This is a genomic window from Pseudomonas sp. Z3-6 (assembly GCF_051131985.1).
Taxonomy (GTDB): domain Bacteria; phylum Pseudomonadota; class Gammaproteobacteria; order Pseudomonadales; family Pseudomonadaceae; genus Aquipseudomonas; species Aquipseudomonas zanjanensis.
Map to the genome: position 1 here is coordinate 20,942 of NZ_CP071644.1, position 13,255 is coordinate 34,196.

Consider the following 13,255-nt stretch of genomic DNA (forward strand, 5'->3'; position numbering starts at 1 on the left):
CATCCCCCTGTGGGAGCGGGCTTGCTCGCGAAGGCGGTGGATCAGATAGCACCGATGCGACTGACCTACCGCTTTCGCGAGCAAGCCCGCTCCCACAGGATCTTTGTCGTTCTGGACGACCTGTTTTCATGACAGTTTTGTTTCAATCGATTCTTTAGCTGTGCAATGCTGGCGCCCGTACCGTTCGCCAACTACAGCTTAAGTACAAGAACGAAGAATGTCGCATCACCCATTTGTTCCTTTGGGACGCTAACAGGGGGCCTCTCATGCTGACCCTGCTCAATTTGCTCTCCGCCGTGGCCCTGCTGATCTGGGGCACGCATATCGTGCGTACCGGCATCCTGCGGGTCTACGGCTCGAACCTGCGCCACGTCATCAGTCAGAACATGTCCCGGCGCTGGCTGGCGTTCATCGCCGGCATCATGGTCACGGCCATGGTCCAGAGCAGCAACGCCACGGCCATGCTCGTCACCTCGTTCGTCGGCCAGGGCCTGATGGCGCTGACCCCGGCCCTGGCGACCATGCTCGGCGCCGATGTCGGCACCGCGTTGATGGCACGGGTGCTGACCCTCGACCTGTCGTGGCTGTCGCCGCTGCTGATTTTCCTCGGGGTGATTTTTTTCCTCTCGCGCAAACAGACGCGCGTCGGGCAAATGGGCCGGGTCAGCATCGGCCTGGGCCTGATCATCCTCGCCTTGCAGTTAATCGTCGAAGCCGCGGCGCCCATCACCCACGCCCAAGGCGTGAAAGTGATCTTCGCCTCACTGACCGGCGACATCCTGCTCGATGCGTTGGTCGGCGCGCTGTTCGCGATGGTCTCCTATTCCAGCCTCGCTGCCGTGCTGCTGACCGCGACACTGGCCGGCGCCGCGGTGATCAGCCTGCCGGTGGCCATCGGCCTGGTGATCGGCGCCAACATCGGCAGCGGCATCCTGGCGTTCCTCAGTACCAGCATGCAGAACACCGCCGGACGCCAGGTGGCGCTGGGCAGCCTGCTGTACAAACTGATCGGGCTGGTGCTGATCATTCCGGTGCTCGATCCGCTGGTGGGCTGGCTCGATAGCCTGGATTTCAGCCCCCAGGAAACCGTGATCGGCTTCCATCTGCTCTACAACGCCGTGCGGTGCCTAGTGTTGCTGCCCAGCGTCGGCCCGATGGCCAAGCTTTGTGCCTGGCTGCTGCCGGAGCGGCCCGAGACCAACGGCACGGCCAAGCCCCGCCACCTGGACGCCACCGCCCTCGCCACCCCGAGCCTGGCCCTGGCGAACGCGGCCCGGGAAACCTTGCGCATCGGCGACCTGATCGAAAACATGCTCGAAGCCATGCTGGACGTGCTGCGCGGAGCGCAAACGGCGGTGACCCAGGACGTCCGGCGCATGAGCGATGACGTCGAAGCGCTGTGCAGTGCCATCAAGTTGTACATGGCGCAAATGCCCCGTGAGGACCTCAGCGAACAGGACAGCCGCCGCTGGGCGGAGATCATCGAACTGGCGATCAACCTCAAGCTGGCCAGCGACCTCATCGAGCGCATGTTGCGCAAGGTCCAGCAGCAGAAAACCTCGCAACGTCGTTCCTTTTCCGAGGTCGGCCTGGAGGAATTGGCGGGGCTGCACAGCCACTTGATCGCCAACCTGCGATTGGGCCTGTCGGTATTCCTCAGCGCCGACCGGGAAAGCGCCCGGCAGTTGCTGCGTGAGAAACGTCGCTTTCGAGCGCAGGAGCGGCGCATGGCCCACGCCCATGTCAGCCGTTTGCAACGCAAAGTCGTACAAAGCATGGAGACCAGTTCCCTGCACCTGGAGCTGATCGCTGACATGCGACGCCTCAATTCGCTGTTTTGCGGCAGTGCCTACGTGGTGCTAGAGACGTCCGAGATCGGCGCGCTGGCGGCCGATGAAATTAGCGACATTACCCATTCGCCGTGAACGACTGGCGCATTGATCAGTCAGTAACAATGTCAGTGAAAAACGTCAGTCAAAAACAATGGCTCGGGCCTGAAACCGTTCACCGGCCCGCCTGCTCCCGTTGTCATGAACACCGCATAGATTCGATAGGGGGAGCGAGCCGACTCCGGGCGACACTCCGCCGTTGACGGCCTGCCCGACACCATGGACCTCCACCCAGCCGCCAGGAAGCCTTTATGCGTTGTCTGTTGCTCGCCTTTCTTTTGCTCGGTTCATTGCCCGTGGTTGCCCTCGACCGGTTCCAGGTCGAAGGCTATACGCTGCCCAACGGCCTGCAATTGCTGCTCAAGCCGGGCACCGAGCGCGGGCACGTGGCGATCCGGCTGGTGGTGGGCGTGGGCCTGGACGACTTCAGTTGCGCCGACAAGGAACTGCCGCACCTGCTCGAACACCTGCTGTTCAGCGGCGTCGACGAAAGCGGCGAAGGCGGCCTGGAAGAGCGCATGCAAGCCTTGGGTGGCGAGTGGAACGCGTTCACCAGCAACGCCGACACCACGTTTGTCATCGAGGCGCCGGCACGCAATCAACGCAAGGTCCTGGACCTGCTGCTGGCGCTGTTGACCCGCACCCGCATCGATGAAAAAGCCCTGGAAGCGGCCAAGCGGGTGGTGGAGCGCGAAGACGGCGGCCACTACACCCACCTGCAACGCTGGCTCGATCGCCAAGACCTGGGCCACAAGGCCAGCAATCAGTTGGCGGTTGAGTTGGGCCTGCGCTGCGCGGAACGGCCCGAGGTCCAGCGCCATACCCTCGCCCGCCTCGAACAAGTGCGCAAGGACTGGTATGCGCCGAACAACATGACGCTGATCATCGTCGGCGATCTCGACCGACTGCTGCCGGCCTACCTGGAACGCGCCTTTGGCGAGCTCGAACCGGTGGAGCCCAGTGTCCACGAGGCGCTGCCGCAGATCCGCTACAAGGCGGTCACCAAGCGCAATCTGATCCGTGGCCTGGTCGGCGACAGCGCCAAGCTGCATTGGCTGTTCCCCGAGCCGGTGCTGGACGAGCAACATGACGAGACGTTCGACCTGCTCAAGGATTACCTGGATTGGGCGCTCTACCGCCAATTGCGCCTGGCCCGCAGCCTGTCCTACGGGCCGTGGACCGAGCGCGAAGTGTTCGGCGGCGTTGGCTTCTTCAGCCTGAACGCCGACCTGTCCCGCGAGGACCTGCCCGAAGCCGAACAAGCCCTCGAAGAACTGCGCAAGACCTTGCTCAAGGATGGCCTGGACCCGGCCAGTTTCGTGCGCATCAAACGCGCGGCCATCGCCCATCAGTCCTGGGCGGTTCAAGGCAACAGCGCCCTGGCCGATTACTACTGGAGCGCCCTGGGTGACTACGAAGACGGCCGCTTCGCCAACCCGGCGGTCCGCCTGCAGGGGGTGAGCCTGGAACAGGCCAACACGGCCCTGCGCGAACTGCTCAAGGACCCGGGGTATTTGCGCATCGAGAAGCCGTTGCTCAGTGATGATGAGCTTGTCTGGGGGCTGGCTGGTTTGCTGGGGTTGCTGCTGGTGGGGATTGGGTGGCGATGGAGTCGCAGAGCGCGACCGACGTCTGATTGAGCGAGCGTGCTCGCGATAACCCTCGCTCAGGAGCACTCAAATCCCGTGGCGAGGGAGCTTGCTCCCGCTCGGCTGCGCAGCAGTCGCAACCCCGGGCAATGCGGTCTGTCTGAAGAAATGCAGGGGCCTGCTTCGCAGGCCAGCGGGAGCAAGCTCCCTCGCCACAAAAGATTGCCACGGTAGGCGTCGCGCTCCTCGCCTTGTCATCGTCCTGGCGATACTCTGTCAGGGATATTTCCTACGACTTACTGTGAAACCACTGAATGCAAAACCTGACGGTCTATCTCCAGCGCATCCTTGAATTGATGAAGCGCTACCCAGGGGTCATTGCGCTCGGTGGTTTCATCTCCGGGGTCGGCAGTTTCATGCTGGTGGACCGCCAGCAGGGCCTGGCGACCTGGATTGCCATCATGATGCTGGTGAGTTGGCTCTGGCTGATGGTGGAGAACAGCATGACCCGGCTGTTCACGCGGATTTTCAAACGGGAAATCCCCCAGCCGCTGTTGCGCTATGCCACGCAGATGATTCACCAGGAAAGCCTGTTTTTTGTCCTGCCGTTCTTCTTTATCACCACCACCTGGAACAGCAGCCAGCTGCTTTTCACCGGGCTGCTGACCATCGCGGCGCTGATTTCGATCACCGATCCGCTGTACTACAAATGGCTGGCGCCCCGGCGCTGGGCGTTCCTGGCGCTGCACACGCTGACGCTGTTCGCCGCCCTGCTCACCGCGTTGCCGGTGATCCTGCACCTGACCACCGACCAGAGCTTCAAGCTGGCGCTGGGCACTGCCATGTTGCTGTCGTTTCCCAGCCTGGCCTCGATCTTCCCGATCCGCACCGTGCGCAACGCCCTGGCGATCCTCTGCATCACCGTGGGGATTGGGGCCGCTGGGTGGATGCTGCGCTCCTGGGTGCCACCGGCCACGCTGTGGATGACCGAAGTGGCCATCAGCACCCAACTGGAGGACCGCACGCCGGGCGCCAGCCTCAAGCAGGTCAGCGCGGCGCAGATCCGCGGCAATGGCCTGTACGCCTACACGGCCATCAATGCGCCGCGAGGGCTCGACGAGCGGATTTATCACGTCTGGCAGTTCAACGGCAAAGAAGTCGACCGCATCGCCCTGGACATCCATGGCGGGCGCAAGGAAGGCTATCGCGCCTGGACCCACAAGCAGAACTTCCCGGAAAATTCGACCGGCAAATGGCAAGTGCGAGTGCTCACGGAAAACGGCCAGATGATCGGCGTGCTGCGTTTCGAGGTGACGGACTGAAGGTCCTTCGGACCTTATCGCGAGCAAGCTCGCTCCCACGGGGATTCGCGGTGACCTGTGGGAGCCGAGCTTGCTCGCGATGGCAGCGCCTGGGTCTATCCGCTACACCGAGGTGTTTGCATCGCGGGCAAGCCTTGTTCCCACAAGCTCAGCTTCCACAGTGGTTCTGAGGTGTAGCCAATATTTATGTCCGGCTCTGGACCCTGTGGGAGCCGAGCTTGCTCGCGATGACGGCGGCACATCCAGCAGCGCTGTCAGCTGAATCACCGCTATCGCGAGCAAACTCATTCCCGCCGCTTAGCCAAAGAACCAGTAGCACACACCAATCGCCGCCACGACTCCGGCGAACTCCGCCAGCAACGCGCAGCCCACGGCATGACGCGCCCGCTGGATGCCCACGGCACCGAAATACACTGCCAGCACGTAGAACGTGGTCTCGGTGCTGCCCTGGATGGTCGCGGCCACCAGGGCCGGGAAGCTGTCCACGCCGGAGGTCTTCATGGTCTCGATCAACATGGCCCGGGCGGCGCTGCCAGAGAACGGCTTGACCATGGCAGTCGGCAAGGCATCGACGAACCGCGTGTCCAGGCCGGCCCACTGCACCAGGTGACGGATACCGTCCAAGCCGAAATCCAGCGCGCCCGAGGCCCGCAGCACGCCGACGGCGCAGAGCATGGCCACCAGGTACGGCAGCAGGCTCTTGGCAACGTCGAACCCTTCTTTGGCGCCTTCGACAAAGGCTTCATACACCTTGACCTTGCGCAGTGAGCCCACCACCAGGAACAAGATGATCAGGCCGAACAGCGTCAGGTTGCCGAGGATCGATGACAACCCCGCCAGCGCCGTGGCCGAGAGCGTCGCCAACAGCGCCATGAAACCACCCAGCACCAGCGCACCCGGAATCAGGTAAGCCAGCACCACCGGGTCCCACAGGCGCAGGCGTTGCATGAACGCCACGGACAGCAGCCCCATCAGGGTCGAGGCGCTGGTGGCGAGCAGGATCGGCAGGAACACCAGGGTCGGATCCGGCGCGCCTTGCTGGGCGCGGTACATGAAGATGGTCACCGGCAGCAGGGTCAGCGACGAGGCATTGAGCACCAGGAACAGGATCTGCGCGTTGCTGGCGATGGTCGGGCTGGGGTTGAGGTCTTGCAGGGCGCGCATGGCCTTGAGGCCGATGGGGGTGGCCGCGTTGTCCAGCCCCAGGCCGTTGGCGGCGAAGTTGAGGGTGATCAGGCCGATCGCCGGATGGCCCGCGGGCACTTCCGGCATCAAGCGCAAGAACAGCGGGCCGAGGGCCTTGGCCAGCCAGTCGACGATCCCGGCCTTTTCGGCGATGCGCAGGAAGCCCAGCCACAGGGTCAAGGTACCGAACAGCAGGACCATCACCTCCACCGACAGCTTGGCCATGGCGAAGATGCTTTCCACCATGGCCGCGAAGATCCCGGCGTTGCCGCCAATCAGCCACTGCGCCAGCGCCGACACGGCTGCCACGATAAAGAAGCCAAGCCACAGGCCATTGAGCATCGGTTAAGTCCCCCGGAAGATGCCGCGAATGATAGCGGGGCTGGCAGAAACGACAAACCCCGGATTGCTCCGGGGTTTGGTTGGCACTGCACAGGGATCACAAAGATCTTCTGGGAGGCATCCCTGTGAGAAGCACCTGTGGGAGCCGAGCTTGCTCGCGATGGCGTCGGATCAGTCAATATTCATGTTGGCTGACACACCGCAATCGCGAGCAAGCTCGGCTCCCACAGTGACCGGGGTTGTTCAGGCACTTTGCTGCTGGCCCAACCTCCCTCAGCGATTAGCGGCTGGAAGTTTCCCCCGCCGGCAGTGGCTCCTTGCTGCGCCAGTGCGGCAGGGAGTTCCAGTAGCGCTGGCCCTTGGCATCGTCGTACATGCCTTCCCAACGCGCGATGACCAACACCGCCAGGGCGTTGCCAATAACGTTCAGCGCAGTACGGGCCATGTCCATGATGCGGTCGACACCGGCGATGAAGGCCAGGCCTTCCAGCGGAATACCCACGCTGCCCAAGGTAGCCAGCAGCACCACGAACGACACGCCCGGCACGCCGGCAATGCCCTTGGACGTGACCATCAGCGTCAGCACCAGCAGCAATTGCTGGCTGATGGACAGGTCGATGCCGTACAGCTGGGCGATGAAAATCGCCGCGATGCTCTGGTACAGGGTCGAGCCATCAAGGTTGAACGAATAACCGGTCGGCACCACGAAGCTGCAGATGGCTTTCGGCGCACCGTAGGCTTCCATCTTCTCGATCACGCGCGGCAGCACGGTTTCGGAACTGGCGGTGGAGTAGGCCAGCACCAGCTCATCCTTGAAGATGCGCATCAGCTTGAGCACCGAGAAGCCGAACAGGCGGGCGATCAGGCCCAGCACGACGAAGGCGAAGAAGGCGATGGCGACGTAAACCAGGATCACCAGTTTCGCCAACGGCAGCAGGGAGGCGAAGCCGAAGTTGGCGACTGTCACCGCGATCAGGGCAAACACACCGATCGGGGCGTATTGCATGATCATGTGGGTGACTTTGAACATGCTTTCCGACACGCCCTGGAACATTTTCACCAGCGGCTCGCGCAAGTCCGATTGCAGGCTGGACAGGCCCAGGCCGAACAAGACGGAGAAGAAAATGATCGGCAGCATCTCGCCACGGGCGACGGCGGCAAAGATGTTCGACGGGATCAGGTTGAGGATGGTCTCGATGAACGCATGTTCATGCTGGACTTCCGCCGCCGTGGCCTGGTACTTGGAAATATCCACCGTACCCAGGGTGCTCATGTCGATGCCACTGCCCGGCTGGAAGAAGTTGGCCAACAGCAGGCCGACGACGATGGCGATGGTGGTGACGATTTCGAAGTAAAGGATGGTCTTGAGACCGATACGCCCGAGCTTCTTGGCATCACCCACTCCGGCGATGCCGACGATCAGCGAGGAAATCACGATCGGGATCACGATCATCTTGATCAGACGGATAAAGATATCGCCCGCCGGTTGCAGGACGTTGCTGATCCACCAGGCCTTCTCGGCACTGAAATGGTTGAGCAGCGCGCCCAATGCAATCCCTAGCACCAGACCGATGAGGATCTGCCAGGCGAGGCTTAGTCGTGCCTTCTTCATATCGTTACCCTTACTTCAGTTGGACTCGGACAGGGGCGCGAATGGCTCGTCGATGACGAAAAACATTCGCGCCCCTGCCCCCGTATAAGGTCACCCCGAGCACGCGCGAGCGGCTTACTGGCAGGCGAAAAAAGGCGCAACTATTGCGATGCCAGGGGGGATCGTCTAATGCCGTAAACGCCTACCCCATGCCGAATCGGCATGAGATTTTCCAAACGAAACCCGCCTTGCAAGCGGTTCGAATGCGCCATTTATGCAGGCATAAGTGCCGTGGAGCGGCCATTTCAGCGTAGCTGGGCTGATTCAGCCTGGGTTGGGAAACCGATGAAATGGCAACGCATCGAGGCGCAGCCCACGAGACAATTTATCTCGGCATTCTCCGATATACGGTCGAGGAAAGGGCAATAAATTGGCGGGAGGAGACAAAATGCCGCATCGCGGCCGGCGTATAACGCCAGAAGAACCCAATCGCTCTGGCTCACGCATTGTGCGACACGAAGCTCTACGCAAGTTCGCCAAGCCATGCGGGCTTTGCGAACTTGCGTCGCAGCTTTTACCTGACCCGGCCCTTTCGCAGGCACCCCTTGTGCCCGTAGGTCACTCCGACGCTCATCCGTCAGAGCATCCCGGCCCCCTGGTCATGCACCGGCCCTCCTCGGGCTGTGCAGCAGGGAAAAGCAGGGCTGCTTTTCCCGTTTTCAGAATCAGTACCAGTTCGGATCTTTCTTGAGTTGTTCCATCAACAGTTCTTGCATACCTTCATTGGGATTACCGAGGAAACGGTAATCGGCATGACGGGTTGGGGACTTGTCGGCGGGCAGTCCGGCAGGGACTTCCACCAACATGGCATAGGCCTCGTCCTTGTCGAAACTGAAGGCAACGATCAGACGCTTGTTGCGGCACGTCGCCTGGGCTTCACAGAGCGGCCCCACCAAGTACTTGTCGCCGTCTTCCTCGACAGCATTCATCTGTTCCGAATCGCCTGTCAGGTTCATCACCCATTCCGGCAGGCGTTCTTCTTTTTTCACGACGTGCTGCCAAGTCTCGCGGTATTGCGGGTCCGCCTGCAGCACTTGGTTGACGCGCATCTGTCCGTCATTGGCAGCCATTGCCATGGCACTGCCGCCCAGCAACAGGGCGGCGGCCAGTCCTTTGAATGAAACGCTCATGGTCAGCCTCGGCCACGACGGCCAAAGAAGAAGGAAGCAATGAACATCACCAGGAACACGACAAAGAGAATCTTGGCGATGCCCGTGGCGGTGCCTGCGATACCACCGAAGCCCAGTACGGCGGCGATGATGGCAATGATCAGGAAGGTAATTGCCCAGCTCAACATGGTGATTCTCCTTACGCTTTTCTATTTAGTGAGGGTCTGGCGGTGATGGTTCCGGCGCAGTGGACGACCGGTACATCGGGTTAAAACACCCAGCGCTCTTCACGCGGCATGTCGGTCATTGGCTGAACCTGATCGACATCCATCATCCGCATGGCAGAGGAAGCGTCCTTGAGGTTGCTGACGGCGCTGAAGTGGGTTTGTGGGGCGCGATGAATCGAAACTTGCGGCGCTTCTGGTTGCTGACGCTCCTGCCAGAGCAACCATTGCTGGCCAATCACGAGCGTGACCAACAGGGCCAGGGCTGCCCACAAGCCCTGCTGGAGGTGCAGAGAAGAGAGTCGAAATTGGGCGGCGCTTTTAAATTGGGCGGCACTTTGACGATTCATCCTGAAATTCCTCCCCACCCGGGTGTGGTGTCTGGTTGAGGCGCTTATACGCCAACGTTGACCAGAGCATTGCAGCCGCCGTGCCAGGATTTTGTTCAGATAAATCTCTTTAAAATCAATATGTTGTGGAATCACCACAAAACTCAGGGAACGCATCCTGCACGATGGCCCGCGCGCCTGTCGTGCGTATTGCACGAGTGGAAAAAGAAAACGCGTCAGGTTGTTTTGGAACTGCCTGTCAGACGCAACCGTCGGAATCAGCGATACGAACCGTCCGACCCGTAGGAAGCAGAAAAAAAGGAACTCAAATCAGGCTTTTAGGAGTCAGACATCCACAGAGGCACGCTCGGTGGGTAATATCCCCTCAGAATCGACCATGCAACTTGCCCGATTTTTCTGACACTAACCAACATCATTCATTAAAGGAGCGTAGGAAAAATGGAATCCGCCACTGAGCACCAAGGCCGCATTCTGCTGGTAGACGACGAGTCCGCCATCCTGCGTACGTTCCGTTACTGCCTGGAAGACGAAGGCTATACCGTCGCCACGGCCAACAGCGCTGCCCAAGCCGACGCACTGCTGCAACGCCAGGTGTTCGACCTGTGTTTTCTCGACCTGCGCCTGGGAGAAGACAACGGCTTGGATGTCCTGGCACAAATGCGTATCCAAGCCCCGTGGATGCGAGTGGTGATCGTCACCGCCCACTCGGCCGTCGACACCGCGGTCGATGCCATCCAGGCTGGCGCCGCCGATTACCTGGTCAAGCCTTGCAGCCCGGATCAGCTGCGCCTGGCCACCGCCAAGCAACTGGAAGTGCGCCAACTGTCGGCAAGGCTCGAAGCCTTGGAAGGCGAGGTGCGTAAACCCAAGGACGGCCTCGACTCCCACAGTCCGGCGATGAAAGTCGTGCTGGAGACCGCGCGCCAAGTGGCCAGCACCGACGCCAACATCCTGATCCTCGGCGAATCCGGCACCGGTAAAGGCGAGCTGGCTCGAGCGATCCACGGTTGGAGCAAGCGCGCGAAGAAATCCTGCGTCACCATCAATTGCCCGTCACTGACCGCCGAATTGATGGAAAGCGAGTTGTTTGGCCATAGCCGAGGGGCGTTCACCGGCGCCAGCGAAAGTACCTTGGGCCGGGTCAACCAGGCCGACGGCGGTACACTGTTTCTCGACGAGATCGGCGATTTTCCACTGACTTTGCAACCAAAGTTGTTGCGTTTCATCCAAGACAAGGAATATGAGCGGGTAGGGGACCCGGTCACCCGCCGCGCCGATGTGCGAATTCTCGCCGCCACCAACCTCAACCTCGAAGACATGGTGCGCGACGGGCGTTTTCGCGAAGACCTGCTGTATCGCCTGAACGTCATCACCCTTCACCTGCCGCCGCTGCGTGAGCGCGCCGAAGACATCCTGACCCTGGCCGATCGCTTCCTGGCCCGCTTCGTCAAGGAATACGCGCGCCCGGCCCGGGGCTTCAGCGACGAGGCGCGGGAAGCGCTGCTAGGCTATCGCTGGCCCGGCAACATCCGCGAACTGCGCAACGTGGTCGAGCGCGCCAGCATCATCTGCCCACAGGAAAAAGTCGAAATCAGTCACTTGGGCATGGCCGAGCAGCCTGTCAACAATGCGCCGCGCATCGGTGCCGCTTTGAGCCTCGATGAATTGGAAAAGGCCCACATCGGTGCGGTGCTGGCCACGGCCGATACCCTCGACCAGGCGGCCAAGACCCTGGGTATCGATGCTTCCACGCTGTATCGCAAACGCAAGCAGTACAACCTGTGAGCGACACCTTATGAAACTGGCGATGAAGCTGCGCACGCGACTGTTTCTCAGCATTTCGGCGCTGATCACCGTGGCCTTGCTGGGGCTGGTGCTTGGCCTGGTCAGCGTGATGCAGATGGCCAACACCCAGGAACAATCGGTACGCGACAACTTCATCCTGCTGGACCTGGGCCTCAAGCTGCGCCAGACCCTGGGCGATCAGTTGATGATCATGCTCGACGACAAGCCCAACCTGGCTGCGCTGGAGGCGTCCAAGCAGCAATACCTGGCGTTGATCGACGAGGGGATTGCCCACGAACGAAAACTGGACGATGCAGCGGTCAGCTTCAGCCGGGCCAAGGCCGACTATGTCGAGTTTCTCGAGGCTTTCACCGCGTCTCGCCAGCAGGCGAGCCAGCTCACCGGTATCAAGGCGCTCACCGAGAAATTCAACGTGCTGCGTAACGGGTTGATCGAGGGTTATCGCGAGGCCTTGACCAACATCAGTGAAACCCAGGACCGCGCCCGGAAACGTGCGATGTGGATTTCCGGGCTGCTGGGCCTGGTGGGGCTGGCGGTGCTGGTCATCGGCTTTATTACGGCCCACGGCATTGCCCGGCGTTTCGGCGCGCCGATCGAGGCGCTGGCCGCGGCGGCGGATGACATCGGCCAGGGCAATTTCGAGGTCACGCTGCCCATTTCTTCCGCCGCCGAGTTGAATCTGCTGACCCGTCGTTTCGGGGTCATGGCCCAGGCACTGCGCGAACACCAAGCCACCAATGTCGATGAACTGCTCGCCGGCCAGCAACGTTTGCAAGCCGTGCTCGACAGCATCGACGACGGCTTGCTGATGATCGACCGCCAAGGCCGGTTGGAACACCTCAACCCGGTGGCCCAGCGCCAATTGGGCTGGGATGAGGCGCGCCTGGGCCAAGGGCTGGGCGAGGCCTTGGGACGCTTGGAACTGGATGAAGAATTGCACCTGGTATTGCGCGGTGGAACCCTGGAGCGCGCACCGGAAGACCTGAGCATCGAGGTCGACGGCGAATCGCGGGTGCTGACCTACAGCCTCACGCCGGTCAGTCATACCCAGGGCCACATCCTCGGCGCGGTCATGGTGCTGCATGACGTCACCGAACAGCGCGCCTTCGAACGGGTGCGCAGCGAGTTCGTCCTGCGTGCCTCCCACGAGCTGCGAACGCCGGTGACGGGCATGCACATGGCATTCGGCCTGTTGCAGGAACGCCTGCACTTCCCGCCGGAGTCCCGCGAGGCGGACCTGCTTAACACCGTCACGGAAGAAATGCAGCGGCTGATGCAACTGATCAATGACCTGCTGAATTTCTCTCGCTACCAGAACGGCCTGCAAAAGCTGACCCTGGCGCCTTGCTCCATCGACGACCTGCTGGAGGACGCCCGGTTGCGGTTCGCCGAACAGGCCCACGCCAAGGGTATCGAGCTGCTCGTGGCCATCCAGGGTCCGTTGCCACGGTTGCACGCCGACGCCGGGCAGCTGGATCGCGTGCTCGACAACCTGATCGACAACGCCATGCGCCACACCGGCGAAGACGGCCAGATCCGCTTGCAGGCCCGACGCCATGGCGAGCGGGTGATCATCAGCGTCGAAGACAACGGTGAAGGCATTGCCTACGGCCAACAGGGACGGATCTTCGAGCCTTTCGTCCAGGTCGGACGCAAGAAGGGTGGCGCCGGTCTCGGCCTGGCCCTGTGCAAGGAGATCGTCCAGCTCCACGGCGGACGCATGGGCGTGTATTCAAGGCCGGGGCAGGGCACGCAGTTCTACATGGCGCTGACGGTCTGACTCACGGC

General features: G+C 61.5%; 10 protein-coding genes. 5 read left to right on the forward strand and 5 right to left on the reverse strand.

Features of this window, described 5'->3' with window-relative positions:
- Positions 1–266: 266 nt before the first annotated feature.
- The 3 genes from J3P88_RS00105 to J3P88_RS00115 all read left to right on the forward strand — a co-directional run bounded on the left by J3P88_RS00105 (position 267) and on the right by J3P88_RS00115 (position 4,800).
- Entirely contained in the window at positions 267–1,925 is a 1,659-nt protein-coding gene (locus J3P88_RS00105; protein WP_186706415.1) for a Na/Pi cotransporter family protein, read from the forward strand.
- A 215-nt stretch (positions 1,926–2,140) separates the two neighbouring features.
- The gene (locus J3P88_RS00110) at positions 2,141–3,529 is read left to right on the forward strand and encodes a M16 family metallopeptidase (protein WP_411386070.1); all 1,389 of its coding nucleotides are present in this window, start codon (positions 2,141–2,143) and stop codon (positions 3,527–3,529) included.
- A 263-nt stretch (positions 3,530–3,792) separates the two neighbouring features.
- Positions 3,793–4,800: a DUF5924 family protein gene (locus J3P88_RS00115; protein ID WP_186706417.1), complete on the forward strand. Its 1,008-nt coding sequence runs from the start codon at positions 3,793–3,795 to the stop codon at positions 4,798–4,800.
- A gap of 297 nt (positions 4,801–5,097) precedes the next feature.
- Here the strand turns inward: J3P88_RS00115 and J3P88_RS00120 are convergent, their stop codons facing one another.
- The 5 genes from J3P88_RS00120 to J3P88_RS00140 form a co-directional block, all read right to left on the reverse strand.
- Complete coding sequence (locus tag J3P88_RS00120; protein WP_186706418.1) at positions 5,098–6,327, reverse strand: nucleoside recognition domain-containing protein; 1,230 nt, start codon at positions 6,325–6,327, stop codon at positions 5,098–5,100.
- 280 nt (positions 6,328–6,607) lie between these two features.
- Entirely contained in the window at positions 6,608–7,939 is a 1,332-nt protein-coding gene (gene gltP, locus J3P88_RS00125) for a glutamate/aspartate:proton symporter GltP (RefSeq protein ID WP_434573328.1), read from the reverse strand.
- 704 nt (positions 7,940–8,643) lie between these two features.
- Complete coding sequence (locus J3P88_RS00130) at positions 8,644–9,108, reverse strand: inhibitor of vertebrate lysozyme family protein (protein WP_186728490.1); 465 nt, start codon at positions 9,106–9,108, stop codon at positions 8,644–8,646.
- Between the two features lie 2 nt (positions 9,109–9,110).
- On the reverse strand, positions 9,111–9,275 hold the full coding sequence (locus J3P88_RS00135) for a DUF1328 domain-containing protein (protein WP_003177151.1): 165 nt from the start codon (positions 9,273–9,275) through the stop codon (positions 9,111–9,113).
- An 80-nt stretch (positions 9,276–9,355) separates the two neighbouring features.
- A complete protein-coding gene (locus J3P88_RS00140) occupies positions 9,356–9,661 on the reverse strand; it encodes a hypothetical protein (RefSeq protein ID WP_186706421.1) in 306 nt (101 codons plus the stop codon).
- Between the two features lie 438 nt (positions 9,662–10,099).
- On the opposite strand from J3P88_RS00140, the gene algB reads away from it, so the two are divergent.
- Complete coding sequence (algB, locus tag J3P88_RS00145; RefSeq protein WP_003177149.1) at positions 10,100–11,446, forward strand: sigma-54-dependent response regulator transcription factor AlgB; 1,347 nt, start codon at positions 10,100–10,102, stop codon at positions 11,444–11,446.
- Positions 11,447–11,456: 10 nt separating this feature from the next.
- A complete protein-coding gene (locus tag J3P88_RS00150; RefSeq protein ID WP_186706422.1) occupies positions 11,457–13,247 on the forward strand; it encodes an ATP-binding protein in 1,791 nt (596 codons plus the stop codon).
- Positions 13,248–13,255: the final 8 nt, after the last annotated feature.